Genomic DNA, 24,263 nt, shown 5'->3' on the forward strand with positions numbered 1-24,263 from the left:
CCGGGGCTGCGGATGCGGCAGACGGCGCGACGATTTTTTCCGCAGCCTCTTTCTCGGCCCGTTTTTTGGGGGCAGGCGCGGCAGGGGCACCGAAAAGGGAAAGCTGTTCTGGACTCATGATCACTCCGGCAGGGCGATAAGGCGTTCACGCAGGGCCCGGATACGGTCCCGCAGGGCGGCGGCACGCTCGAATTCCAGTTCCCGGGCCGCCTCGCGCATCTCTTTTTCCAGACGCTGGACCAGCGCCGCGGTATCTTCGGCAGTCAGGGGCACGGCATCGTCCTGACGGGACGCACGCCCCCTGCCCTTGCCCCGGGATGAAGAACTGGTATCCACATACAAGGCATCCAGCGGAGATTCAAGACTTTTTCGGGTACTCCGCGGCGTGATGCCGTGCTCCGTGTTATAGGCGGTCTGCTTGGCCCGGCGCCGTTCGGTCTCGTCCATGGCCGCGCGCATGGAGGCCGTGACCGTATCGGCATACAGGATGACATGCCCGTGGACGTTGCGCGCCGCACGGCCAAAGGTCTGGATGAGCGATCCGGTGGAACGCAGGAAGCCTTCCTTGTCAGCATCGAGGATGCAGACCAGCGAGACCTCGGGGATGTCCAGACCTTCGCGCAGCAGGTTGATGCCCACCAGCACGTCGAATTCCCCTTGCCGCAGGGCCCTGATGATCTGCAAACGCTCCAGGGTGTCGATATCCGAATGCAGATAGCGGGCATTGACGCCCATATTGCAGCAATACTCGGTCAGGTCTTCGGCCATGCGCTTGGTAAGGGTGGTCACCAGCACCCGCTCCCCGCGCCGGATGCGTTCCCGGCATTCTCCCAGCAGGTCTTCCATCTGTCCCTTGGTGGGACGCACCTCCACTTCCGGGTCCACCAGCCCCGTGGGCCGGATGATCTGCTCGGAAATGATGCCCTGGGACTGGTCCATCTCGTATTTGCCCGGTGTGGCCGAAACGTAGACCACCTGATGCAGCAGGGAACGGAATTCGTCGAACTGCAGGGGACGGTTGTCTAGGGCCGAGGGCAGGCGGAAACCATAATCCACAAGGGTCTGCTTGCGCGAGCGGTCACCCTTGAACATGCCGCCCACCTGCGGCACGGTGATGTGGGACTCGTCCACGAACAGGATGAAATCCTCGGGAAAATAGTTGAGCAGGCAGGAAGGCGGTTCCCCGGCCTTGCGGCCGTCCAGATGGCGGGAATAATTCTCGATGCCGTTGCAGTAGCCCAGCTCCTCGATCATCTCCAGATCAAGCTGGGTCCGCTGCTCCAGACGCTGCGCCTCCACCAGGTGCCCGCTGGTCTTGAAGGCCGTCAGTCGTTCCAGCAGCTCCTGCCGGATGTCGGCCGTGGTCCGCTTGAGGTTGTCCTGGGCGGAAACGAAGTGACTGGCCGGATAGATGACGGTCTTGCCCACTTCCGCCAGCACGTCCCCGGTCAGGGGATCCACCTCGCGCATGGAGTCGATGTCATCCCCAAAAAATTCGATGCGCAGGGCCCGCTCGTGATGGTAAGCGGGGATGATCTCCAGCACGTCCCCGCGCACACGGAAGGTCCCGCGATGGAAGTCATAGTCGTTACGCTCGTACTGGACTTCCACAAGACGGGTGATAAGGGCATCCATGGACATATGCTGCCCCACTTCCACCGGGATGATCATGCGGGCGTAGAATTCGGGGGAACCCAGGCCGTAGATGCAGGAGACCGAAGCCACGATGATCACATCGCGCCGTGTCAGCAGGGCATGGGTCGCGGCATGGCGCAATTTGTCGATATTATCGTTGATGGACGAATCTTTTTCGATGTAGGTGTCCGAGGCGGGCACATAGGCTTCCGGCTGGTAGTAGTCGTAATAACTGACGAAATACTCCACAGCGTTCTGCGGGAAAAATTCGCGGAACTCGTTGTAGAGCTGGGCGGCCAGCGTCTTGTTGGGGGCCAGCACCAGCGCCGGGCGTCCGCAGCGGGCAATGACATTGGCCATGGTGAAGGTCTTGCCGGAGCCGGTCACGCCCAGCAGGATCTGTTCCGGCACGCCGGCTTCCAGATTGGCCACCAGGGAATCGATGGCCTCCGGCTGGTCACCTGTGGGAACATAGGCGCTATGGAGCTTGAAAGGAGACTGGTTCATCATCGCTCGTCGGGAAGCCAGCCCAGGGCAGCATCATGGCGAAAAGACATCCGCCACGGCCGCCACGGCAGCTGGGAGACAGGTTCAGGATCAGGGACGGGCACAGCCTGCCGCAGGAGCGCCAGGAATTCCTTGCGGGGGATCTCCCGCGCGCCCATGGCCAGCATGTGGGGCGTGGCCTGCTGACAATCCAGCAGGAGGAAATCCCGTTCGCGCAGGAACGCCACCAGGCCCGTAAGGGCCGCCCGCGAAGCTTCGGGACAGAGGTGGAACATGGATTCCCCGAAAAAGGCTCGCCCTAAGGCCACACCGTACAGGCCACCCAGCAGCTCCCCATCCCGCCAGGCTTCCACGGAATGGGCATAGCCCAGGGCGTGCAGGCGCTCATAGGCCGCTATCATCTCGGGCAGTATCCATGTCCCTCCACTGTCGCGACGGGGCGCCGCGCAGGCCCGGATGACGCGGGAAAAGGCCGTATCCATGCGCAGCTCGAACGGATGGTTGCGCAAGGCCCGGGCACTGCGGCGCGGCAGATGGAAGGCATCCGGCGGCAGCACGCAACGGGGATCAGGACACCACCACAGCAGGGGCATGTCCTCACCGTACCAAGGAAAGATGCCCCGGCTGTAGGCTGCCAGCAGACGTGCCGGCAGCAGATCGCCACCGGCACACAATATCCCTTCCGCGGTGCAGCATCCCGGCGAGGGGAACTGCGCCGCATACAGGGCTATCTGCTTACGCATCGTTGCGGCCGTCATCCCCCTCCTCCGCTTCCGCGCCCTGTGCAGGGGCCGCGTCAGGGAACTGGAGTACGAGTTCATTGTCCTTGACCCCCAGGCGGACGAGCCCGCCGTGGCGCAGACGGCCAAAGAGCAGCTCACCGGCCAGGGCGTCTTCCACCCGGCTGCGCAGCAAACGCCGCAGCGGACGCGCGCCCATGGCGGGATCATAGCCCTTTTCCGCCAGCCAGGCACGGGCACGGGGCGTAGAGGCCAACGTGACCTGCTGTTCCGCAAGGCTGTTCCCGATCTCACGCAGGAACTTGTCCACGATACGCTGCATCATGGCAGGCGTGAGGGCCCGGAACGGGATCATGGCATCGAGACGGTTGCGGAATTCGGGCGTGAACAACCGTTCCACAGCCCCCAGGGCCTTGCGGGCCGCATCTTCGGGCGCGGCCTTGCCAAAGCCTATGCTGGCCTTGGACATCTCGAACGTCCCGGCATTGGAAGTCATGATGAGCACCGTGTGGGAAAAGTCCGTCTTGCGGCCGGAATTGTCCGTGAGGGTACCGTAGTCCATGACCTGCAGCAGGATGTTGAAGATGTCGGGATGGGCCTTTTCTATCTCGTCCAGCAGGACCACGGAATACGGGGCCTTGCGCACGGCCTCGGTCAGCAGGCCGCCCTGGTCGAAGCCCACATAGCCTGGCGGCGAACCGATGAGGCGCGAGACCGTGTGCGGTTCCATGTATTCGCTCATGTCATAGCGCAGGAACTCCACGCCCATGGTCTGGGCCAGCCCGCGGGCCAGCTCCGTCTTGCCCACCCCGGTGGGGCCATAGAAAAGGAAGGCGCCCGTGGGCCGCTGACGCTGCCCCAGGCCCGCACGCGAACGCAGGATGGCGCGCACGGTCTGCTCCACGGCTTCTTCCTGCCCAAAGACGATCTGCTTGAGGTTCTTTTCCAGATTGGCCAGGCGGTTCCGCTCCTGCCCCGAGACCGTCCTCACGGGCACGCCGGCCATACGGGCCACGATGCGTTCCACGTCGGACACCGTGACGGCGGCCGTCCGCTTTTCATCCTTGCGGCGCAGGTCCACGGCGGCCCCCACTTCGTCCATCACGTCGATGGCCTTGTCAGGCTGCAGACGGTCACGGACATAACGGTTGGAAAGGTCCACGATGCTGCGCAGCACGGTCTCGCTGTAGCGCACGCGGTGATGGCCCGCGTAATGGGACTGCAAGCCGCTGAGGATGGCAAAGCAATCCTCGGCATTGGGTTCCCCCACGTCGATGCGCTGGAAGCGCCGCGTCAGGGCCCGGTCTTTTTCCAGGTGGTTGCGGAACTCCTCATGGGTGGTGGAGCCGATGCAGCGCAGCTCCCCGCTGGCCAGTACGGGCTTGAGCAGGTTGGAGGCGTCCATGGAACCGCCGGAAGTGGCCCCGGCGCCCACGATGGTGTGGATCTCGTCGATGAAGACCACGGCATCCGGGATGTTCTTGAGCTCTTCCACGATGGCCTTGAGGCGGCTTTCGAATTCGCCGCGATAGCGGGTACCGGCCAGGATCAGGCCCATATCGAGGGCGTAGATCTTGACGTCCTTGAACTTTTTGGGGACCTGGCCCTGGGCGATGCGCAGGGCCAGACCTTCGGCCAGAGCTGTCTTGCCCACGCCGGGATCGCCCACGAACAGGGGATTGTTCTTGCGGCGGCGGCACAGGACCTCGATGGCCCTGTCCAGTTCTTCCTGACGGCCCACCAGGGGGTCGATCTTGCCGTCACGGGCACGGGCGGTGAGCTCGGTGGCGTACTTTTCCAGAACGTTCTCCCCGGCTTCGCCTTCTTCCTTCTCCCTGGCGGCATCGGGGGACACGCCCCGGGATCCGCCTCCTTCCGGCATACCGTGCGAGATGAAGGTCAGCGCGTCCAGACGATCCACTCCCTGACGCGTCAGGAAGTAGTGGGCATAGCTGTCCTCTTCATCCAGGATGGCCACGAACAGGTCGCCCAGTTCCACCTGGCTCCGTCCCGAAGCGTGGATATGGCCCAGGGCCCGTTCGAGCACCCGCTGCACGCCGGCGGTCTGATGGACTTCGTGCTCGCCCTGATCCGGCAGCACCTGCATCTCGTTACGGAAAAAGCCTTCCAGCTGTTCGCGCAACACCGCCACACTGGCCCCGCTGCCTTCCAGCAGCAGACGGCCGGGGGCCACGGTCGTCAGTGAGAACAGGATGTGCTCCACCGTCAGCAATTCATGCCTGCGGCGTTGCACTTCCTGGACGGCAACCTTCAAAACTTCCTGAACAGCAGCACTGAGCATATGATCCTCAACGATATTTTTCCATGGTGCAGCGCAAGGGGAAGCCCGCCGCGCGGGCCCGCCGCCTGACGAGCGCCACCTTTGTTTCCGCTATCTCATGCGTGTAGACGCCGCACTGGCCGATGCCCTGCTGATGGACGGCCAGCATGATGGCCGTGGCTTCTTCCGGTGTCTTGTGGAAAATATCGCACAGGACGCCGACGACGAAATCCATGCTCGTATAATCGTCGTTGTGGAGCAGGACCACATAACGGTCCGGTTCCTTGACCTTCTTCTTGACGATGGTGGCAGTATCCGTTCCCGGCTCGTTCCAGGTTTCATCGGCCATGAGGGCTATCCTCCACGGTAGGCAGGCCCAGATCCCGGCGCCAGCGGGCCAGTTCTTCGGGCGTGAACACAAACGACAGGTCGGGCGGCAGATTATTCCGCTGCCGCCACTCCTGATGAAGATAATGATAACTTTGAGTACTAACCGGGACATCGTCAAGTCCCAGCAGAGCTTCCAGACGCAGGATCTCTTCCTCGGGCCCCTCCAGCTCCACCACGCGGGCAAAGGGGACGATATCCATGTCGATACTGGTATGCTCCAGCGTCCAGGTCTCCCGGATCTTTTCATAGCAGGCACGGACCACATAGCCCAGGCCTTCCAGGATGCTGTGCATCTGCGCGGCATCGGTGACGGGGGTCTCCCGCTCTTCACGGACCTTGAAGGCCGCATCCGGCGCGGAGACGGGCGGCAGCTTGAGCGTCAGCACGTTTTGCGCATGGTCCGGCCATTCCTGCGAGCGCAGGCGCAGCAGGTGATGCCCGGCCCGCAAGGAGCCGTCAGGCAGGTCATAGATGCGGTTCCGCTCCAGATGGACGTCACCTCCCTGCGCACCATACTGGCGCAGGCGACGGCGCAAGCTGTCGAAATCGACCTCGAGATATTTGCGTTCTATTTCAAGAGCCATGGCATGCTCACTGTTTGCGATGAAAGAGTTTCTGCTGCAGGTCGGCGATGGTCGCGATGCCGCCCTTGCCGGGATGGATCACGGGCTCGAAGCCCAGACGGCGCGCCTGGGCCAGACGAAGGTCGTGGGCGGCCACGGGCCGCACCTGACCGTTGAGGTCCACCTCGCCCCACAGGACACACTTTTCCGGCAGCGGCACGTCATAATACGACGACAGCACCGCCGCCACCAGGGCCAGGTCCAGCCCGGGCTCCTGCAGCTTCATGCCGCCGCCGACCTTGGCATAGATGTCCACCTGTCCGAAATTGAGTTTGAGGCGCTTTTCCAGCACGGCCAGCAGCAAATGCAGACGGTTGGCATCGAAGCCGAGGGCCGCACGCCGGGGGATGCTGAGGAAGGTCCGGGCCACCAGGGCCTGCACTTCCACCGCCAGCGGGCGCTGCCCGTCCACGGCCATGACCACCGCCGTGCCGGACAGGGAGGCGTCGCGATCGCCCAGGAAAAAGGTGGAGGGGTCATCCACCACTTCCATGCCCCGGCCCCCCATGCGGAAGACCAGCAGCTCTTCATTGGGGCCAAAACGGTTTTTGAAGACGCGCAGCAGGCGGAACATCTGGCGGCGGTCGCCTTCAAGAGAGATGACGGTATCCACCATATGCTCCAGCAGGCGGGGACCAGCCAGGACACCGTCCTTGGTCACATGGCCCACCAGCACCAGCGTGACGCCCAGACGGCGGCAGGCTTCCAGCAGGGCCATGCTCACGGCACGCACCTGATTGACATTGCCGGGAAGGCCTTCGGCATCGACGCTGCTCATGGTCTGTACCGAGTCCACCACCAGCAAACGGGGCGGAGCCAGCTCCAGGGCGGCGATGACCTCGTCCACACTGGAGGTGGACATGGCCAGCAGGTTGTCATGCAGCATGCCGAGCCGCTGTCCCCGCGCCTTGATCTGCGGCAGGGATTCTTCGCCGCTGGCATAAAGCACTCTGCCCCCCTGGGCAGCGACCAGCCCAGCCACCTGCAGCAGCAGGGTGGATTTGCCGATGCCCGGCTCGCCGCCGATGAGGATGGCCGCACCCGGCACCAGACCCTTGCCCAGCACCCTGTCCAGTGAGGCGATGCCGCTGGGATAGGGATGATGCCCGGTCTCGGCTACGTCCTGCAGAGGAACAGGCCGGTTGCCCGCAGGGACGGATACCCTGGTGTTGCTGCGGGACAGGGCCTTGGGCTGTGCCGCGGCCTGAAGGGTGTTCCACTCATGGCAGCCGGGGCATTGACCACGCCATTGCAGGGTCTGCGCGCCGCAGGCTGAACAGATAAAGACTTCTCTCGTTTTAGCCATGGCATAAAAATAAAAAAAAAGTGCAGCCCATGCAAGCATGTGCAGCAAAGTTCAGCTCTTGTGTTCGGTGTGTTGCAATATCGCGCCGTCACGGATGCAGTCATGATGCGGAATTGCGTCATGACTGTGCATCACTATTTGTGTTTTTTATCACATGACTCCCATAGTTCTTTCCGATGCGCCCTTTCGCGGCATTGCAGAGTTTCTGGGGCCTATCCGCCCCGCTTTCCGGCATCACCGATGTATCCCAAGGGCATAAAAAAAGCCCCTTGCGGGGCTTGAGAGCAGTTTGGCCGGGATGTCTAGCGGGGCAGGGGCACTCCCTTCTGCGCATCCACGATGGCGACGTAGAACTCGCTGACATCGTTGGGCGGGCTGTCGAACACGACCATGAAGGGAGCGCTGGCACCGGGCAGCAGGGTCACATTGGCCCCCTGCTCTTTCTCGGGGTCGGCCAGACGGCTGGCCATGGCTTCCTTGTCCAGTACGGAGAGCTGCAAGGGGGTCAGCTGGTTGCCGGCGGTCTGACGATTGGAGGCGATGACCTTCTGATCCTGACCGTAAAGTACGGCTTCCACGGTGATCATGCTCACGGGCTGGGGGAATTCATTGACCACCCTGCCCTCGATGACCAGGATCTTGCCCATCTTTTCGTTGTTCACATAGTACTGGCGCACGTCCTTCATGGTCAGCAGGGCGATGTTCTCAGCGGTGGCTGCCGTTCCCTGGACAGGTGTCAGGGGGCGCTCATGCCAGCAGTACCAGTAGACGGCGGCACCGCCGCAGGCCAGCAGAAGCAGCAGCATCAGCCAGAACAGCCAGCGGCGCCGGGGGCGGGGCTGCTCCACATCGTCCGGCAGAAGATCCGGGATGGGCGCAGGGGCAGGCTCAGGCAATTGCAGGGCAAAGACCGTCTTGCATACGGAGCAGCGCAATTTCGCACCCGGCCGGGCAAGATGTTCCGGCAGGTTGAAACGGCTGGCGCAGTGAGGGCATTGAATTTCCATCATTTGGCTCCAGGTGCGGGCAGGTGCTAGTCCCCGGCGGATTCGAAGACCAGCTCTTCCACATCAGGCAGGGCCCGATATTTTTCAGCATAGTCGAGGCCGTAGCCGACGATGAACCCTTCCTCGAGCTTGAAGCCCGCAAAATCGACGCGCACGTCCACTTCGCGGCGTTCGTTCTTGTCCACCAGCGCGGCCAGACGCAGGCTGCGGGCCCCGCGGGCCTCGAACTGGCGCATCAGGAACTGCATGGACAGGCCGCTGTCCACCACGTCCTCGACGATCAGCACATGCTTGCCGGTGATGTCGCAGTCCACGTCCTTGCTGAACACCACATGGCGGGAACTGGACGTCCCCTTGCCGTAGCTGGACAGACGGACGAAATCCAGTTCGAGGTTCTCCGAGCGCATGGCCCGGACGAGGTCGGTGAAGAAGAACACAGCGCCCTTGAGGACGCATACGGCCACCAGGGGCTCATCACCGTAAAAGGCATCGATCTCGGCGGCCATGGCACGCACGCGTTCGGCGATCTGGCCGGAGGTATAGACGATCTTGCGTTCCTTGATGGCGTTCATCTTAATCGAGCTCCAGGAACATGGCGGTTTCGTCGCAGTCGGGGTACTTGGCGCAATGCACGCAGTCGGCCCAGATCTTCTGGGGCAGGACGCCCTTGTCCACCTCATGGAAACCGATGCGCTCAAAGAAAGCCGCCTGATACGTCAGGGAGAAGACCTTCTTGAGGTGCAGGATGCGACAGTCATCGACACAGGCCATCACGATCTTGCGGCCCAGGCCCTGCTTGCGCAGATCTTCGCGCACGGCCAGGGAGCAGACTTCGGCCAGATCCTCCCAGACAGGCGCCAGGGCACAACAGGCGGCCAGGCCGCCCCGGGGGTCGTCGATGACCAGGAAATTACGGACATGGCCGTACAGAAAGATCAGCGCACGGGGCAGCAGCAGGCCCTTGCGCGCATTTTCCATCAGCAGGGCATGGATATCCTTCACATCGTCCATGGTCGCACGGCGTACCGTGTAGGTGTCGCTCATTATTTTTGCTCTCCGAGAGAATCAAAGATTTCCGTCAGTTCTTTTTTCGAGACCATGCCCGACCCCATCAGGGCCAGACGCCCGTTCTTGCCGTAAAAAACATTGTGCGGGATGGTGCGCACGTTGAAGGCGCGGATCACGTCTTCACTGGCCCTGTACACAGGGTAGTCGACTTTCAGCCGCTTGAGGAAGGCCGGGAGTGTGCTCGCGTCCTCATCCACCGAAAGGCCCACGATGACGACCTTGCCCTCGTACTTGGGCGCCAGGCTGACAAGATCCGGGATCTCCTCACGGCAGGGGGGGCACCAGGTGGCGAAGAAGTTGAGCATGACGACCTTGCCCTTGTTCTGGGCCACTATGGAGGTCAGGTCCTTGAGCCCCACGGTCTTGTACTCCTGGGCCTGCGCCAGGCAGGGCAGGAACAGGGTCAGAAGCAGCAGGGGCAAAATAAATCGCTTCATGGGATTATCCTGTGACAAACTGTTTGGCGGCCCGCACTGCGCTGACCGCATCTTCGCAATAGGCATCCGCGCCGATGGCATCGGCAAAGGCCTGGGTCACGGCAGCGCCGCCCACCAGCACCTTGATGGGGAGATTGCGCTCCCGCACCAGACGGATGGTATCTTCCATCCGTACCATGGTCGTGGTCATCAGAGCCGACAGGCCGATGATACGCGCCTTATGTTCCAAAGCGCAAGCGACAATCTGCTCCGCCGGGACATCCTTGCCGGCGTCGATGACGTCGAATCCGTGGTTGCCCAGCAGCAGGCAGACGATGTTCTTGCCGATATCGTGGATGTCCCCTTCCACAGTGGCCATGACGATCACGGGACGTTCCTCGGGGCCGCGGCTCTTCTCCAGCAGGGGCTTGAGGTGGGCAAAGGCCTTCTGCATGGTCTCCGCCGCGCGGATGAGCTGCGGCAGGAAGTACTCCCGGCGCTCATAGCGCGTCCCCACTTCGGTGATGGCCGGGATCAGGACGTCCTGCACCAGGGCGAAAGGCTCGGCACCGGCGGCCAGTTCCTTTTCCAGCAGGGGCAGCACGTTTTCCAGATCGCCGAAAAGGACGGCATCCCCCAGGGTCTCGGCAGCGGCGCCCGGGCCCTTGCCGGCCCTGACCACACCGCCGCTGGCCTTCCAGCCGGCATAGGAGGCGATGAACGACCCGGCATTGCTGTCGCTCCCCTGCAGCACGGCCACGGCATCGCAGGCCTCATGCAGACGGGGAGCGGAAGGATTGGCGATGCAGGAGGACAGACCGGCGCCCGCGCACATGGCCATGAAGGTGGCATTGAGCAGGTCGCGGGCAGGCAGGCCGAACGAAACGTTGGAAAGTCCCAGTGTGGTCGCCAGGCCCTGGCTGCGGCACCAGCGGACCATCTCAAGGCATTGCAGGGCGCCTTCAGGCTTGGAGGACACCGACAGGGCCAGGATGTCCACCATCACCAGACGGCGGGGGATGCCCAGGGAGTCGGCCTGCTCCAGCAGCTTTTCCACGATGGCGATACGCTCGGAGGCCCGGACGGGCAGTTTCGTCCCCTGCAGGGGAAGCAGGATGAAGGGCGCGCCGAAATCGCGGCAGACAGGCCCCAGCAGCTCCATGCGCCCGGCTTCGCCGCTGATGGAATTGACAAGGAAGGAGCCCGGACAGTAGGGCAAGGCACGGGCGATGGCCTGGGCATTGGAAGAATCCAGAGACAGGGGCACGTCCACCCGGGAGACCAGACGCTGCACCAGATCGGGCAAGAGCACGGTCTCGTCCACCAGAGAGGCGCCCACGTTCACATCAAGGATGCGGGCCCCGGCCTGCAGCTGCTCATCGGCCAGGCGGAAGGCTTCATCGAACTGCCCGGCCTGCAGCTGGCGGGTCAGTTCCTTCTTGCCCGTGGGATTGATGCGCTCGCCGATGACGCTGAACGGCTGCCCTTCTCCCAGGCGCAGGAGCTGCGAACGGCTGGTCAGGCAGATGCCCGAAGGGCTGACCACCGGACGCTCGTCGCAGGTCACGCTTTCCAGGGCCTGACGCAGGGCCGCCAGATGCTGGGGCGTGGTGCCGCAGCAGCCGCCCAGCACCCGTGCTCCGCGGGCGGCGAAGGCCGCCGTTTTCTGGGCAAAGGCCTCCGGCCCCAGAGGGAAGACGGTCTCCGAGCCGCGCAGCTCCGGCAGACCGGCATTGGGTTCCGCGACGACGGGGCAGGAACAGACGGACAGCAGCTCTTCCACCACGGGCAGCATCTGATCCGGCCCCAGGCTGCAGTTGGTGCCCAGGGCCGCCACGCCCATGTTCTGCATGGTCTCGGCAAAGATGGTGGGCGAAGAGCCCGTCAGGCTGACGCCCTGCTCGAAAGTCATGGAGACCATGACGGGCAGGTCGCAGACCTGACGCGCAGCCGTCACGGCGGCCCTGGCTTCGGCCAGGTCGAACTGGGTCTCGATGAAGATGAGGTCCGCCCCGCCGGCCACGAGGCCGCGGATCTGCTCCGAGAAGGCCTTGATGAGTTCCTCAGGCTCCATATCGCCCAGCGGACGGGCAAAATGACCGCTCGGGCCCACGTTGCCGGCTACGAAGACAGGACGCCCGGCCTGGGCGGCCGCGGCGCGCGCGGTCTCCACCATACGCTTGTTGAACGTAAAAACATCCAGGGAGGCCGGGAGTTTGCAGGGATTGCCGCCGAACGTGCACGAAGTGATGATGTCCACTCCTGCATCGAGATAGGCTTTGTGGATACCCTGAAGGATATCCGGTCGCTCCATGCAGAACTCTTCCGGGCTCACCCCGGCCGGCAGGCCGGAAGCCTGCAACATGGTCCCCATGGCGCCATCGAGCAACAACGGGCGCCTTTCCGCAAGGCGCTGAACAAATTTCATTCCTGTACCCAGCCTTTGTAATAAAATGTGGCATCTGCCCGTCAAAGGGCCGGCTGCAAGGCAGCCGCAAGGCTTTTACTACTGAAAATCATTGAAAAGGACAAATCAAAACTATAGCATGGGGCTACACCGACATCAGGGATGTCATCAGCCCCCTGAGGAAAATAATGAAGAAAAACAACAAGAATGTCCCCGATCACCCTTCTTCCGCGCCTGTGGCGGACGTGGAAGTCCTGGATGCCGCAGACGAAGACAGCTCTCTGGACTCGCTGGAAGAACTCGATGAGGACAGCCTCGACCAGGGCGAGATACTGGATGTGGGCGACGACGGCCCCATGCTGCTTACCGAAGGCAGCCATGACGAATCCAGCCTCCCTGCGCCGTCCATGCCCCGCCTGCCGTCCACCGGCGGCCGGGACAGTTTGCAGCTTTACCTGCGCGAGGTGAGCCGCTTCCCCATGCTCAAGCCCGAGGAAGAACACGAGCTGGCCGTGCGGGTGCGCGATCACAACGACCCCGACGCCGCCTTCAGGCTGGTCTCGTCGCATCTGCGCCTTGTGGTGCGCATCGCCATGGACTTCCAGCGCCGCTGGATGCAGAACGTCCTCGACCTCGTGCAGGAAGGCAATGTGGGCCTCATGCGGGCCGTCAACAAGTTCGACCCCGACAAGGGCATCAAGTTCTCCTACTACGCCTCTTTCTGGATCAAGGCCTACATCCTCAAGTTCATCATGGATAACTGGCGCATGGTCAAGATCGGCACCACCCAGGTGCAGCGCAAGCTGTTCTACAATCTCAATCGTGAACGGCAAAAGCTGATCGCCCAGGGCTTCGATCCCGACGCCGCCATGCTCTCCGAGCGTCTGGGCGTCAGTGAAGAACAGATCACGGAGATGGATCAGCGCCTTGCCGCCAACGACCTTTCCCTCAACGCCCAGGTGGGGGAAGATGCGGGCGGCGCCACACGTATGGACTTCCTTCCGGCCCTGGGACCGGGCATCGAGGACAGTCTGGGGGATTCCGAAGTGGCGGAGCTGCTGCGCGAAAAGCTCAAGACCATCCTGCCCAAGCTCAACGAGAAGGAACTCTATATCCTGCAGAACCGGCTGCTGACAGATGACCCCGTCACCTTGCGCGAGATCGGTGAACGATATAACGTGACCCGCGAACGCGTGCGCCAGCTGGAAGCCCGTCTTCTGGAGAAGATCCGCCAGCATCTGGCCCTGGACATCAAGGACTTTTCCGACGCCTGGATTCAATAATCTATGAGAAACAAGACCATCCTCCTGCTCTGCTCTGCCCTGCTGAGCGGTTCGCTGTCCCTTTCCCTGCTGGGATGCGGCGGCTGTGCCTCCACCCAGCCCCGGAGCGGGGCCGCTTCCCCCTCTTTCCAGGGCATCGAGATCCTGCCCGAGGAAAAAGAGCTTTCGCCGGCCGCCAAGGATACCTACGCCTATCTCCTTTATATGCAGGCCCTTGCCGACGAGGATGAAGAACTGCTCCTGCAGGCGGCCCAGCAGATGACCGGCGGCACCCTGCCTGCCAAGGCCTGGCTGGAAGGCGCCCTGTGGCTGGACAGCCGTCGTTCGGAAAAGGTGCTGCCCCTGCTGGAGCTGGGCCTGCAGGTCTGGCCCGACGATCTGCCCCTCAATCTGTTCAGCGCCGAGGCCCTGGCGGCCCACGGCAAGACGGAACAGGGCCTGGAGCAGATCCGGGCCTTCGTGGCGCGGCATCCCGACTCCCTGGATGCCCGCATGGAGCTGATCCTGCTGCTGGTCAAGGCCAAAAGATTCGATGAGGCGGAAAAGCACATCGGCAGTATCGCTGCCGGTGAACGGACGCCCATGGTGGATTATTACCATGCCCGGGCCCTGATCGGGATGCAGCGCCGTGCGGAAGCCATCCCGCTGCTCCAGAAGGCCATCCAGGCCATGCCGGACTTTGTCGAGGCCCTGGTGGAGCTGGCCTATGCCTACGAACAGCAAAAGCAATGGAACGAGGCCCGCACCATCTACGAAAAGCTGCTCAAGCTCCAGGTCTCCGAGCAGGATGTATGCCTGCGCCTCGTCCACCTTTCGCTGCGTCTCAACCAGCCGGAAAAGGCCCTGAAATATTTCCGCAAGGGCCCGGATGCCGCGGCGTTCAAGCTCACCGCCATCAGCATGTTCCTGGAAAGCCGCCATTATTTGCAGGCAGAGCGGCTGCTCAAGGAGATGCTGGACGAGCCGGGCGTACCGCCTGACGTTTTCCTGATGCTGGCCGGCATCGCCCGCGACCAGCGCCGTGACACGGAGCTGGCCCTGAGCTGGCTGGCCCGGATCCCGGCCAGCAGTCCCACGGCCGTACAGGCGGAAGGGCTGAAAGCCCAGATCCTGGCCGATGCGGGCAAGGAACAGGAGGCGCTGGCCTCCGTGCGCAATCTGCAGCAGCGCCATGCCCGCAACGAGACCCTGCTGTTGCTGGAGGTCCGTCTGCTGGCCCGTCTCAAGGCCATGGACGAGGCCCTGGCCAGGGCCCGTCAGGCCGTGGAGATCGTCCCGGAAAGTTCGGAACTGGCCTTTACCCTCGGCAGCCTTCTGGACAGCCTCGGCAAGCGCGATGAAGCCATGAAGGTCATGCAGGGCATCATCGCCAGCCATCCGGAGCACTATCAGGCCCTGAACTATGTGGGCTACAGCCTGGCCGTACAGGGAAAGGATCTGGAACACGCCCTGGAGCTGCTGCAGCGGGCCGACCGTCTGGCCCCTGACCAGTTCTTCATCGTGGATTCCCTGGCCTGGGCCCTGTTCCGCCTGGGCCGTACGGAAGAGGCCCTGCAGAACATCCGGCGCGCGGTGGCTCTCGTCCCCTCGCCCGAAGCCGAGATACTGGAACATTACGGCGACATCGCCGCCGCCGCGGGCCAGAAAGAGGAAGCCCGCAAGGCCTACGAACAGGCCCTGAAACTCAAACCCGCCAATGCGGAATCCCTGCGCCAGCGTCTGGGGGACCTATGAAAAAGATCCTTTGTCTCATCGTCCTGATGTTCATGGCTTCGGCCTGTGCCCGCCAGCCTTCCACCGTGCCGCCTGCCGACAGCGCCGACCGCTGGCAGGCCTTCGTGGCCCGCAGCGGAGCCGTCAAGGAAGCCCCTTATCTTTTGAACGCCAGTCTGCGTTTTGGTACGGAGGGCGATACCCGACGTGTCACGGCCCTGCTCTGGGGCAATGACAGCCGGAGCCTGCGCATGGACGTCATGGCCGGTATCGGGGCCGTAGTGGCCAAGATCTGGGAATCCGGCGATGAGTTCCTCGTGTACAGTCCCACGGAAAACCGGGCCTTTTTCCATCAGGGCAGCAACAAGCCCCTGCTGCGCGTCGGCGTACCGGTGCCTTTTGCCCTGGATGAGCTGGCGGCCCTGCTCAACGGCCGTCTCGTGACGGTCTTCGGTGACCGCTACTCCGACAGCCAGGCCCTTGCCAACGGCCATGTCGGTTTTACCCTTTCTTCTGCCGTGGGCGGCCTTCTGGAGATCGACGCCCAGGGCCAGGCTGTGGCCTGGCAGGAAAACGGCAGTCGCGGCTGGAGCATGGCCATCGCGTATGACGAGGCCGGTCTGCCCCGTCGCGTGAGCCTGCGCCACCCCGACGGCCAGACGGCCGTGCTGCTGGTCAAGGAACGTCAGGCCCCGGCTCCTTTCAATAACGAACAGCTGAGTCTGCTTCTGCCGGACAGCACCCCGGTGCTGCCCCTGGAACGCTACACGGCTCCCCAGCAATAACCCTAAGGAGAGATCATGAAATCCATCCACATGGCCTGTGACCACGCCGGTATCGAACTCAAGGAAACCCTGCGCGCCCATCTGGAAAAGATGGGCTATACGGTCACCGACCACGGCACCTACAGCAAGGAAAGCTGCGATTACCCCGTGTTCGCCCACGCCCTGTGCAATGCTGTCGAAGCCGAAGATGTGCCCGGCATCCTGATCTGCGGTACGGGGATCGGCATGTCCATAGCGGCCAACCGTCACAAGGGTATCCGCGCGGCGCTGTGCACCACGGAACTGCATGCCCGCTTCACCCGCCTGCACAACAATGCCAACGTGCTGTGCCTGGGGGCCCGGGTCACGGGCGTGGAGCTGGCGCTTGCCATCGTCGATACCTTCCTGTCCACCGAATTCGAAGGCGGCCGCCATCAGCGCCGCATCGACCTCCTCAACGCCTAGTCTGTGGGACCTGTCATGCAGCTGTACAATACCCTTACCCGTAAAAAGGAAGAATTCGTCCCTGTCCGGCCCGGCAAGGTCAACATGTATGTCTGCGGCATCACCGCCTATGACTACTGCCACATCGGCCATGCCCGGTCCGCCCTGGTCTTCGACGTGCTGGTGCGCCATCTGCGCGCCCTGGGGCTGGATGTGACCTTTGTCCGCAACTTCACCGACGTGGACGACAAGATCATCCGCCGCGCCAATGAAGAAAAACGCGACTGGCGTGAAGTGGGACAGACCTACATCGATGCCTTCCATGAAGACATGGATCGCCTGAACGTGGTGCGTGCCGATCATGAGCCCCGCGCCACCGAATACATCCAGCAGATGCAGGATCTCTGTTCCGAGCTCATCGCCCAGGGCAAGGCCTATGCCGTGCCGTCCGGCGACGTGTACTTCCGCGTGCGTGCCTATCCGCCTTACGGCAAGCTCTCCGGCCGCAGCCTGGACGAATTGCAGGCCGGTGCCCGCGTGGCTCCCGGTGAAGAAAAGCAGGATCCCCTGGACTTTGCCCTGTGGAAGGCGGCCAAGCCCGGCGAGCCCTTCTGGGAAAGCCCCTGGGGCAAGGGGCGTCCCGGCTGGCATATCGAATGCTCGGCCATGAGCAAGGAATATCTGCCCCTGGATATCCACGGCGGCGGCCAGGACCTCATCTTCCCCCATCACGAGAACGAGATCGCCCAGACCGAAGCCGCCTGCAGCTGCCAGCTGGCCCGTTTCTGGGTGCATAACGGCTTCGTGCAGGTCAATGCCGAAAAGATGTCCAAGTCGCTGGGCAACTTCAAGACAATCCGCGACATTCTGGCCAGCTACCTGCCCGAGACCCTGCGCTTCTTCCTGCTGGGCAAGCATTACCGCAGCCCCATCGACTTCACGGCCGACATCATGGACGAGTCCGAAAAGGCCCTGCAGCGCATCTACGAATGCCAGCTGGAAGCCGGCAAGGCTCTGGAGCGCGCCAAGTGGAAGAAAGTCGATCTGCCCGCCGACATCCTCAAGGAATGGGACGAACACGGCCAGGGCTTCAATGCCGCTCTGGACGACGATGTGAACACGGCCCAGGCCCTTGGCCACATCTTCTCCCAGGTGCGCCTGGTCAACCGCGTGCTGGAAGACAAGGCCCTGCGCGCGGGCGAAGGCGCCCGCCGTCTGCTGGAAGAGTTCTTCGAGCGCCGCAATGACTGGTCGGCCCAGCTGGGCCTGTTCGGCCAGGATCCGGCCACCTTCCTGCTGGCTCTGCGTGATCAGCGGGCGGCCCGTCTGAACATCGACGTGCCGCGCGTGCAGGCCCTGCTGGACGAGCGTGCCGCGGCCCGTGCCGCCAAGGACTTTGCCCGCTCCGACGAACTGCGCGCCGCGCTTGCCGAACTGGGCGTGGCCGTGCGCGACACCGTGGAAGGGCAGGTCTGGGATATAGCTTAGCGAGGTGACGATGCTGCATCGTTTCGGGAAGTTCCGTCGCCCTGTGGCGCTGGTGATGTTGAGTGTCTTCCTGGTCGCCCAGCTGCTTCTGCCGCTGACGGCCCGGGCATTCTTCTTCGGAGGGGTCTCCCTCAAGGACGAGAAGGAGATGGGGCACAAATTCGATGTGGCCATCCGCTCCAGCCTGCCCATGGTCGACGACCCCGAAGTCAGCAAATATGTGGATGGCCTTGTCCGTCGTCTGGTCAAGGCCATCCCGCCCCAGCCCTTCACTTTCACGTCCGGCGTCATCCTGCATAACGCCATGAACGCCTTTGCCATCCCCGGCGGCCATGTCTATGTCTTTACCGGACTGATCATGAACTTCGAGGATGAGAGCCAGCTGGCTGGAGTTCTTTCGCATGAGCTGGCCCATGTGACCCAGCGCCATGTGGCCTCGCGTCTGGAGCGGGCCCAGTATCTGTCCGTGGGCAGTTTGTTGCTGGCCATCGCCGGCGTGGCCGTCGGCGGGCCTGCGGGCGGCGCCGTGGCCGTCGGGGCCCTGGGCGCAGGTCAGTCCGCCATGCTCAATTACAGCCGTCTGGACGAGAACGAAGCCGACCAGATCGGCCTGCAGTACCTGACCAAAGCGGGCTATCCGCCCTCCGGCATGGTGGGCGGCTTCAAGATCATGCGCCAGAAAAGCTGGATGGCGGGAGCCAGCGTGCCCGCCTATCTTTCCACCCACCCGGATATCGGTGACCGCATCAACGGCATCCAGGCCCGGCTGAGTTCCTTCCCCGCTTCTATCCGCAACCGGTCCTTCGACAATCGCCGCTTCAAAAGGGTCCAGACCGTCCTTTGGGGACGCTACGGCGACAGCCAGGCGGCCCTGCAGCGTTTTTCCGGCAAGGACGCCCTTTCCTGCATGGGGCGGGGCATGGTCCTTTCGCGCAGGAACAACGTGCGCGAAGCTGCCGCCGCCTTCGATCAGGCCCTGCAGCTGGCCCCCAAGGACCCGCTGGTGCTGCGCGAAGCCGGGACCTTCCACTACCGCAAAGGTGACATGGCCAGGGCGGAAGGCCTGCTGCGTCAGGCCATGCAGCTGGACAAAAACGATTTCATGGCCAGATTCTTTTATGCGCGCATGCTGGATGAGACCGGCCGCGCCCAGCAGGCCCAGCCGTACTATACGGAAGTCCTGCGGGCCGTGCCGGAAGCCGCCGATGTCCATGAAGCCTATGCCCGTTCGCTGGGCTCCATAGGCAAGACCGGACTGGCCTACATCCACATGGCCTACAGTGCCATTTACTCCAACAACCGCAAGCTGGCAGAGCGCTACTTCAAGCAGGCCAAGGCAAAGACGGAAAAATCCGCCGACAGTGCGGCTTTCCGCAAGCTGGATGCGGTGTACAAAGAACGCAAGGAAATCTGGGAAGACCGATGATAGAAACGCACGCGACGACGATTCTGGCAGTCAAGAAGGACGGACAGGTTGCCATGGCCGGGGACGGCCAGGTCACCCTGGGCCAGTCCATGATCATGAAGCACACCGCCCGCAAGGTGCGCCGCCTGTATGACGGCAAGATCGTGGCCGGCTTTGCCGGTGCTACGGCCGATGCCTTCACCCTGTTCGAACTGTTCGAAGCCAAGCTCAAGGAATTTCGCGGCAATCTGCAGCGTTCCGCTGTGGAGCTGACCAAGGAATGGCGCAAGGACAAATACCTGCGCCGCCTGGAAGCCATGCTCCTGGTCTCTGACGGCGAGCATATCCTGCTGCTTTCCGGTAACGGGGACGTGTTCGAGCCCGACGATGACGTGGCGGCCATCGGCAGCGGCGGCCCCTATGCCCTTTCCGCAGCCCGCGCCCTGCTGCGCCACAGCAGCCTCCCCGCCCGGGAGCTGGCCCTGGAATCCATGAAGATCGCTTCGGAGATCTGCGTCTACACCAACGACCATTTCGTGGTCGAGACCCTGTAGGGGGGACAACGTGGAGATCCGCACCGGTTGCAAGATCAATCTGGGGCTGGAGATAACCGGCGTCCTGCCCAACGGCTATCATACCCTTGATTCCGTGTTCTATCCGCTGGCCCGGCCGTTCGACGTCCTGGAAGTGGAACGCAGGGAAGCGGCAGGCATCCGCGTGTTCTGCGATACCCCCGGCATCGACCTGGAGCATAACACCCTGACCAAGGCCCATGCCGCTTTCGCGGCCCTGCTGCCGGAACAGGTTGCTTGCCCGGGCGTGGATGTCACCCTGCGCAAGGGTATCCCTCACGGCGCAGGCCTGGGGGGCGGCAGCAGCGATGCCGCAGCCCTGCTCCTGTGGCTCAACAGCTGCCTGGAGACGCCTCTGCCGCTGGAAGAGCTGGAAAAAGCCGCCATCAAGGTCGGTGCGGACGTCCCCTTTTTCCTTCACGGGCAGCCCCGGCGCGTGACCGGTATCGGCGAGGTGCTGACGCCCGCGGCAGTGGATCTGCCCGGCTGGTGGCTGGTGCTGGTCTGTCCGCCCGTGTCGGTCTCCACCCCCTGGGCCTACCGCGCCTATGACGATTTGATGGCGGAAGCGGAAAAAGCTGGTGGTAAAGGCTTGACAAATCCGGAGAGCAAGGATAATGAAACGCTTCTCGTGATGGGTAAATATGCCGGGACGGGAACGACGTTCCGCATCACCACAGAAAACGTGCTCCAAATCCGTAACGATCTGGAGCCCGCCGTTGTGCGTGAATACCCGCAATTAGAGACAATCCGCCAACATCTGCTCCATTCCGGGGCCGCTTGTGCACGCATGAGCGGCAGTGGATCGAGCATGTTCGGCCTGTTCTCAGCCCGTCACGCAGCCGAGGCGGCAGCGCAAAGCCTGGAGTCACAGTACGGGAAGGTCTTTGTGCTGCCCATGAATGCTGGGATGTAGCCAAGTGGTAAGGCAACGGGTTTTGGCTCCGTCATTCGAAGGTTCGAGCCCTTCCATCCCAGCCACACCCAAACCATAACTGCTGCCGCTATCGGCAAGGTGAACGGACCATGTTCAGCGATCTCAAGATTGTCACGGGTTCTTCCAATCCCGAGTTGGCCAAAGCCATTTGCGACCACCTCGGCTGTCAGCTTACTCCTACTCTGGCAACCACCTTCAGCGATGGCGAGCTGCGCATTGAAATCGGCGACAACGTGCGCGGCGATGACGTGTTCGTTGTCCAGCCCACCTGTCCCCCGCTGGTCAACCGCAACCTGATGCAGCTCTGTCTCATGCTCGACGCCCTCAAGCGCGCCAGCGCCGGCCGCATCACGGCTGTGATCCCCTACTACGGCTATGCCCGTCAGGACCGCAAGGTGAGCCCCCGCGCCCCCATCAGCGCCAAGATGGTGGCCGACTTCATCAGCGTGGCCGGTGCCGGCCGTGTGGTGACCATCGACATGCATGCCGGTCAGATCCAGGGCTTCTTCAACTGCCCTGTGGATAACCTGTATGCCGCTCCTGTCATGATGGAACCCCTGCGCCAGATCGAAGGCGACATCGTCATCGTCTCCCCCGACGCCGGCGGTGTGGAACGCGCCCGTTCCTACGCCAAGCGCCTGAATGCTCCTCTGGCCATCGTGGACAAGCGTCGCGACAAGCCCAACCAGGCCCAGGCCATGCACGTCATCGGTGACGTGGAAGGCAAGACCGCCATCATCGTTGACGACATCATCGATACTGCCGGTACCCTGTGCGCCGGTGCCGACGTGCTGCTCAAGTACGGCGCCAAGAAGATCATCGCCTGTGCTTCCCACGGTGTGCTGTCCGGCCCCGCCATCGACCGCATCAATGCTACCGAGGCTCTGGATCGCGTCATCGTGACCGATACCATCCCGCTGGGTGAAAAGCTGGCACAGTGTCCCAAGCTGCAGGTGGTGTCTGTGGCTGCCCTGCTGGGCAAGACCATCCACAACATCCACACGGGTTCCTCCGTCAGCGTTCTCTTTGTATAATGCCGGGTTTTCCCGACTCCATAATAAGAAAACTTCCCGCACTTTCATGCGGCACTAGGTAAGGAGTTAAACATGACCATTGAAAAGACGTTGAGCGTGCAAAAGCGTGAAGGTAGCGGCAAAGGCCCTGCGGGCCGTGCGCGCACGCAGGACATGATCCCCGGTGTGTTCTACACCGCCAAGGGTGACAACATCGCCGTGCAGGCTCCTGCTCTGCCTCTGGAAAAGATGTACGCCGAAATGGGCCGTACCGCCGTGTTCAACCTGGAAATCGACGACAACGGCACCAAGACCGTGCATCCCGTCATGTTCTGGGAAGTGCAGAAGCACCCCTACAAGAAGGCCTTCACCCATGTGGACTTCTACGGTGTGGATCTGGACAAGGAAGTCAAGGTCGACGTGCCGATCGAATTCGTGGGTGTTGCCCGCGGCGTCAAGCTGGGCGGCGTGATGGAAACCTACCGCGAAAGCGTGCGTCTGTGCAGCAAGCCCCTGGACATGCCCAAGAAGGTGACCATCGACGTGACCGACATGGGCATCAATGACAGCGTGACCGTGGAGACCCTGGCTCTCCCCGAAAACGTGAAGGCCGTGTTCGACAAGAACTTCGCCATCGTGAGCGTGTTCTCCAAGAGCAAGGACGCTGCCGAAGCCGCCGAATAAGGCGCCTTTCACCGCAGTTTTTTTCAGGCCGGTCTCTTTTGAGGCCGGCCTGATTTTTATACGTATGTCCAGCCTTCCTCCCCTGCAGTATCATACCCTGCGCCACGGAAACCGGCAGGTAAGCATCGAGCTGTGGCCCAGACCGGGCGCCTCCTGCCTCGTTTTTTATCCGGGGACCATGTTCTGTCCGGTCCAGTACCGGACGTTCCTGCATTGCCTCTGGAAAAACGGACTTGCCATCGCGGCCCTGCACCTGACCGGACATGGCAGCAACCCGCACCGGCGTCTGTTCAGTTTTGACGACCTGCTGCAGGACGGCCTGGATGCGGAACGCTGGCTGCATGGTCACGGCATGGGGCCTCTGCTCCTTGCCGGTCACAGTCAGGGAGGGATCCTGGCCATGGCCCACGCCTCCCGCAGTCAGCGGATGCGTGCCTGTTTCGCATTCAGCGGGATATTCCCGCAAAGCCGCCGGGCCATAGAACTGACCCGCTTCGCTCCCTGGGCAGCGCAGCGTGATCGTCTGCTGGCCGGGCTGAAGATACTCAGTACCTGCTTGCCCCGGCTGCCGTTGCCCGTATTCAGCTATCTGTCGGTCAAAAAGATCCTTGCCGGCTGCCTGCGTCTTCCCCTTGATCGCCGGCAGGCCAGGACAAGCTATCCCCTGGCGTACCTGTACTCCCTGTTCAGCACCTCGGTAGCGTCCACGGTCCACTGCCCGTTCTATCTTTTCAATGCTCTCGACGACGCTCTGTTCACCAGACCTCTGATCGAGGAGACGTTCGCCGCGGTGACGGCCCCGGAAAAACATTGTATCTGGCTGCCTCGGGGTGGCCATCTGGCCATCCTCTCCCCCGTCGTGGCCGCCAGGACAGCCGCCCATGTGGCGGCGCTGGCCAGTGGTCACGGCCTGCCACTCTCTCTTCACCTGTAAGGAAACTGTCATGGATTTTGGTGGTGTCGTCGTTGGTTTGGGCAATCCCGGCAACCAGTATGCCGGAACGCGCCATAATTGCGGCTTTGCCTTTGTGGAAAGCCTGCTGGATCATGCCCGCCGGGAAGGCGGCCAGGTACAGAGCCAGAACGGAGGCAAATTCTCCTGTGAACTGTGGCGGCTGCGCTATGACGGGCTGCCCGGAGACTGGCTGGCCGCCATGCCCCAGACCTTCATGAATCTGAGCGGCCAGTGTGTCCAGCCCCTGCTGGCCTGGCACAAGATCCGCCCCGATCAGCTGGTGGTGGTGCATGATGAACTGGATATCCCCGCCGGAGAGCTGCGCTTCAAGAAGGGGGGCGGCAACGCCGGGCACAACGGGCTCAAGTCCATCACCCAGCTGCTGGGGACGCCGGACTTCTACCGTCTGCGTATCGGTATCGGGCGGCCTCCCCAGAAAGGGGACGTCATCAACTGGGTGCTGGGGCGTCCTTGCAGTGAAGATGCCGACAAGATACGGACAGCGACTGATAAGGCGCTTGAAGTACTGGAAATTTTTGCAAAAAAAGGACTGGAAGCCGCTGTGCGGGCGACCCGTTCCTGATCATGAGCCGGCCTGTGGCCGGCTTTTTTTGTCATGATTCCA

23 protein-coding genes and 1 tRNA gene are annotated in these 24,263 nt (G+C 62.6%); 13 read left to right on the forward strand and 11 right to left on the reverse strand.

Features of this window, described 5'->3' with window-relative positions:
- Window positions 1-120 precede the first annotated feature (120 nt).
- The 11 genes from uvrB to ACQRAG_RS00535 all read right to left on the reverse strand — a co-directional run bounded on the left by uvrB (window position 121) and on the right by ACQRAG_RS00535 (window position 12,401).
- Entirely contained in the window at window positions 121-2,142 is a 2,022-nt protein-coding gene (gene uvrB, locus ACQRAG_RS00485) for an excinuclease ABC subunit UvrB (protein ID WP_427803717.1), read from the reverse strand.
- The gene (aat, locus tag ACQRAG_RS00490) at window positions 2,142-2,885 is read right to left on the reverse strand and encodes a leucyl/phenylalanyl-tRNA--protein transferase (protein WP_427803769.1); all 744 of its coding nucleotides are present in this window, start codon (window positions 2,883-2,885) and stop codon (window positions 2,142-2,144) included. The genes uvrB and aat overlap by 1 nt, the downstream gene beginning before the upstream one ends.
- Window positions 2,878-5,184 (reverse strand): ATP-dependent Clp protease ATP-binding subunit ClpA, encoded by a 2,307-nt coding sequence (gene clpA / locus ACQRAG_RS00495; RefSeq protein WP_302261556.1) that lies wholly within the window; start codon window positions 5,182-5,184, stop codon window positions 2,878-2,880. The genes aat and clpA overlap by 8 nt, the downstream gene beginning before the upstream one ends.
- 7 nt (window positions 5,185-5,191) lie before the next feature.
- A complete protein-coding gene (gene clpS, locus ACQRAG_RS00500; RefSeq protein WP_168935730.1) occupies window positions 5,192-5,512 on the reverse strand; it encodes an ATP-dependent Clp protease adapter ClpS in 321 nt (106 codons plus the stop codon).
- The gene (locus tag ACQRAG_RS00505) at window positions 5,502-6,137 is read right to left on the reverse strand and encodes a class IV adenylate cyclase (RefSeq protein ID WP_297138298.1); all 636 of its coding nucleotides are present in this window, start codon (window positions 6,135-6,137) and stop codon (window positions 5,502-5,504) included. Before ACQRAG_RS00505 ends, clpS begins: the two co-directional genes overlap by 11 nt.
- A gap of 7 nt (window positions 6,138-6,144) precedes the next feature.
- Complete coding sequence (radA, locus tag ACQRAG_RS00510; protein ID WP_297159824.1) at window positions 6,145-7,482, reverse strand: DNA repair protein RadA; 1,338 nt, start codon at window positions 7,480-7,482, stop codon at window positions 6,145-6,147.
- A gap of 302 nt (window positions 7,483-7,784) precedes the next feature.
- Complete coding sequence (locus tag ACQRAG_RS00515) at window positions 7,785-8,492, reverse strand: DUF3426 domain-containing protein (RefSeq protein WP_289616018.1); 708 nt, start codon at window positions 8,490-8,492, stop codon at window positions 7,785-7,787.
- 23 nt (window positions 8,493-8,515) lie between these two features.
- The gene (gene hpt / locus ACQRAG_RS00520; protein WP_297138305.1) at window positions 8,516-9,061 is read right to left on the reverse strand and encodes a hypoxanthine phosphoribosyltransferase; all 546 of its coding nucleotides are present in this window, start codon (window positions 9,059-9,061) and stop codon (window positions 8,516-8,518) included.
- A 1-nt stretch (window position 9,062) separates the two neighbouring features.
- The gene (locus tag ACQRAG_RS00525; protein WP_289616020.1) at window positions 9,063-9,533 is read right to left on the reverse strand and encodes an N-acetyltransferase; all 471 of its coding nucleotides are present in this window, start codon (window positions 9,531-9,533) and stop codon (window positions 9,063-9,065) included.
- On the reverse strand, window positions 9,533-9,994 hold the full coding sequence (locus ACQRAG_RS00530) for a TlpA family protein disulfide reductase (RefSeq protein WP_168935725.1): 462 nt from the start codon (window positions 9,992-9,994) through the stop codon (window positions 9,533-9,535). The genes ACQRAG_RS00525 and ACQRAG_RS00530 overlap by 1 nt, the downstream gene beginning before the upstream one ends.
- Window positions 9,995-9,998: 4 nt before the next feature.
- Window positions 9,999-12,401 carry a homocysteine S-methyltransferase family protein gene (locus ACQRAG_RS00535; RefSeq protein ID WP_289616022.1) on the reverse strand — a complete coding sequence of 801 codons (2,403 nt, stop codon included), beginning with the start codon at window positions 12,399-12,401 and terminating at the stop codon, window positions 9,999-10,001.
- Between the two features lie 167 nt (window positions 12,402-12,568).
- On the opposite strand from ACQRAG_RS00535, the gene ACQRAG_RS00540 reads away from it, so the two are divergent.
- From ACQRAG_RS00540 to pth, 13 genes are all read left to right on the forward strand, one after another.
- A complete protein-coding gene (locus tag ACQRAG_RS00540; protein ID WP_006005762.1) occupies window positions 12,569-13,663 on the forward strand; it encodes a sigma-70 family RNA polymerase sigma factor in 1,095 nt (364 codons plus the stop codon).
- Window positions 13,664-13,666: 3 nt separating this feature from the next.
- On the forward strand, window positions 13,667-15,397 hold the full coding sequence (locus tag ACQRAG_RS00545) for a tetratricopeptide repeat protein (RefSeq protein ID WP_418741183.1): 1,731 nt from the start codon (window positions 13,667-13,669) through the stop codon (window positions 15,395-15,397).
- Window positions 15,394-16,161 (forward strand): hypothetical protein, encoded by a 768-nt coding sequence (locus tag ACQRAG_RS00550; protein WP_168935721.1) that lies wholly within the window; start codon window positions 15,394-15,396, stop codon window positions 16,159-16,161. Before ACQRAG_RS00545 ends, ACQRAG_RS00550 begins: the two co-directional genes overlap by 4 nt.
- Window positions 16,162-16,176: 15 nt before the next feature.
- The gene (gene rpiB / locus ACQRAG_RS00555) at window positions 16,177-16,605 is read left to right on the forward strand and encodes a ribose 5-phosphate isomerase B (RefSeq protein WP_006005754.1); all 429 of its coding nucleotides are present in this window, start codon (window positions 16,177-16,179) and stop codon (window positions 16,603-16,605) included.
- Window positions 16,606-16,620: 15 nt separating this feature from the next.
- The gene (cysS, locus tag ACQRAG_RS00560; RefSeq protein ID WP_168935720.1) at window positions 16,621-18,072 is read left to right on the forward strand and encodes a cysteine--tRNA ligase; all 1,452 of its coding nucleotides are present in this window, start codon (window positions 16,621-16,623) and stop codon (window positions 18,070-18,072) included.
- Window positions 18,073-18,082: 10 nt separating this feature from the next.
- Complete coding sequence (locus ACQRAG_RS00565) at window positions 18,083-19,498, forward strand: M48 family metallopeptidase (protein WP_302261562.1); 1,416 nt, start codon at window positions 18,083-18,085, stop codon at window positions 19,496-19,498.
- On the forward strand, window positions 19,498-20,031 hold the full coding sequence (gene hslV, locus ACQRAG_RS00570; protein ID WP_072337505.1) for an ATP-dependent protease subunit HslV: 534 nt from the start codon (window positions 19,498-19,500) through the stop codon (window positions 20,029-20,031). Before ACQRAG_RS00565 ends, hslV begins: the two co-directional genes overlap by 1 nt.
- A gap of 10 nt (window positions 20,032-20,041) precedes the next feature.
- The gene (gene ispE / locus ACQRAG_RS00575; RefSeq protein ID WP_427803718.1) at window positions 20,042-20,965 is read left to right on the forward strand and encodes a 4-(cytidine 5'-diphospho)-2-C-methyl-D-erythritol kinase; all 924 of its coding nucleotides are present in this window, start codon (window positions 20,042-20,044) and stop codon (window positions 20,963-20,965) included.
- Window positions 20,956-21,030: transfer RNA gene (locus ACQRAG_RS00580), tRNA-Gln, on the forward strand. Before ispE ends, ACQRAG_RS00580 begins: the two co-directional genes overlap by 10 nt.
- A 45-nt stretch (window positions 21,031-21,075) precedes the next feature.
- A complete protein-coding gene (locus tag ACQRAG_RS00585; RefSeq protein WP_168935717.1) occupies window positions 21,076-22,020 on the forward strand; it encodes a ribose-phosphate diphosphokinase in 945 nt (314 codons plus the stop codon).
- A 72-nt stretch (window positions 22,021-22,092) separates the two neighbouring features.
- Window positions 22,093-22,683 carry a 50S ribosomal protein L25/general stress protein Ctc gene (locus tag ACQRAG_RS00590; protein ID WP_168935716.1) on the forward strand — a complete coding sequence of 197 codons (591 nt, stop codon included), beginning with the start codon at window positions 22,093-22,095 and terminating at the stop codon, window positions 22,681-22,683.
- 178 nt (window positions 22,684-22,861) lie between these two features.
- Window positions 22,862-23,617 carry an alpha/beta fold hydrolase gene (locus ACQRAG_RS00595; protein ID WP_368491367.1) on the forward strand — a complete coding sequence of 252 codons (756 nt, stop codon included), beginning with the start codon at window positions 22,862-22,864 and terminating at the stop codon, window positions 23,615-23,617.
- Between the two features lie 10 nt (window positions 23,618-23,627).
- Window positions 23,628-24,221 carry an aminoacyl-tRNA hydrolase gene (gene pth, locus ACQRAG_RS00600; protein ID WP_204625904.1) on the forward strand — a complete coding sequence of 198 codons (594 nt, stop codon included), beginning with the start codon at window positions 23,628-23,630 and terminating at the stop codon, window positions 24,219-24,221.
- Window positions 24,222-24,263: the final 42 nt, after the last annotated feature.

Origin of the sequence: Desulfovibrio sp. SGI.230, from assembly GCF_050313065.1 — a bacterium.
Lineage (GTDB): Bacteria > Desulfobacterota > Desulfovibrionia > Desulfovibrionales > Desulfovibrionaceae > Desulfovibrio.

What these genes read in the sequence shown, in the direction of transcription:
- ACQRAG_RS00595 (WP_368491367.1), top strand. Translation starts at nt 22,862, where the DNA reads ATGTTCTGTCCGGTCCAGTACCGGACGTTCCTGCATTGCCTCTGGAAA.
- ACQRAG_RS00565 (WP_302261562.1), top strand. Translation starts at nt 18,083, where the DNA reads ATGCTGCATCGTTTCGGGAAGTTCCGTCGCCCTGTGGCGCTGGTGATG.
- radA (WP_297159824.1), bottom strand. Translation starts at nt 7,482, where the DNA reads ATGGCTAAAACGAGAGAAGTCTTTATCTGTTCAGCCTGCGGCGCGCAG.
- clpA (WP_302261556.1), bottom strand. Translation starts at nt 5,184, where the DNA reads ATGCTCAGTGCTGCTGTTCAGGAAGTTTTGAAGGTTGCCGTCCAGGAA.
- ACQRAG_RS00525 (WP_289616020.1), bottom strand. Translation starts at nt 9,533, where the DNA reads ATGAGCGACACCTACACGGTACGCCGTGCGACCATGGACGATGTGAAG.
- uvrB (WP_427803717.1), bottom strand. Translation starts at nt 2,142, where the DNA reads ATGAACCAGTCTCCTTTCAAGCTCCATAGCGCCTATGTTCCCACAGGT.
- clpS (WP_168935730.1), bottom strand. Translation starts at nt 5,512, where the DNA reads ATGGCCGATGAAACCTGGAACGAGCCGGGAACGGATACTGCCACCATC.
- cysS (WP_168935720.1), top strand. Translation starts at nt 16,621, where the DNA reads ATGCAGCTGTACAATACCCTTACCCGTAAAAAGGAAGAATTCGTCCCT.
- rpiB (WP_006005754.1), top strand. Translation starts at nt 16,177, where the DNA reads ATGAAATCCATCCACATGGCCTGTGACCACGCCGGTATCGAACTCAAG.
- hpt (WP_297138305.1), bottom strand. Translation starts at nt 9,061, where the DNA reads ATGAACGCCATCAAGGAACGCAAGATCGTCTATACCTCCGGCCAGATC.
- aat (WP_427803769.1), bottom strand. Translation starts at nt 2,885, where the DNA reads ATGCGTAAGCAGATAGCCCTGTATGCGGCGCAGTTCCCCTCGCCGGGA.
- ACQRAG_RS00545 (WP_418741183.1), top strand. Translation starts at nt 13,667, where the DNA reads ATGAGAAACAAGACCATCCTCCTGCTCTGCTCTGCCCTGCTGAGCGGT.
- pth (WP_204625904.1), top strand. Translation starts at nt 23,628, where the DNA reads ATGGATTTTGGTGGTGTCGTCGTTGGTTTGGGCAATCCCGGCAACCAG.
- ACQRAG_RS00540 (WP_006005762.1), top strand. Translation starts at nt 12,569, where the DNA reads ATGAAGAAAAACAACAAGAATGTCCCCGATCACCCTTCTTCCGCGCCT.
- ACQRAG_RS00505 (WP_297138298.1), bottom strand. Translation starts at nt 6,137, where the DNA reads ATGGCTCTTGAAATAGAACGCAAATATCTCGAGGTCGATTTCGACAGC.
- ACQRAG_RS00530 (WP_168935725.1), bottom strand. Translation starts at nt 9,994, where the DNA reads ATGAAGCGATTTATTTTGCCCCTGCTGCTTCTGACCCTGTTCCTGCCC.
- ACQRAG_RS00535 (WP_289616022.1), bottom strand. Translation starts at nt 12,401, where the DNA reads ATGAAATTTGTTCAGCGCCTTGCGGAAAGGCGCCCGTTGTTGCTCGAT.
- ACQRAG_RS00590 (WP_168935716.1), top strand. Translation starts at nt 22,093, where the DNA reads ATGACCATTGAAAAGACGTTGAGCGTGCAAAAGCGTGAAGGTAGCGGC.
- ACQRAG_RS00585 (WP_168935717.1), top strand. Translation starts at nt 21,076, where the DNA reads ATGTTCAGCGATCTCAAGATTGTCACGGGTTCTTCCAATCCCGAGTTG.
- ACQRAG_RS00515 (WP_289616018.1), bottom strand. Translation starts at nt 8,492, where the DNA reads ATGATGGAAATTCAATGCCCTCACTGCGCCAGCCGTTTCAACCTGCCG.
- ACQRAG_RS00550 (WP_168935721.1), top strand. Translation starts at nt 15,394, where the DNA reads ATGAAAAAGATCCTTTGTCTCATCGTCCTGATGTTCATGGCTTCGGCC.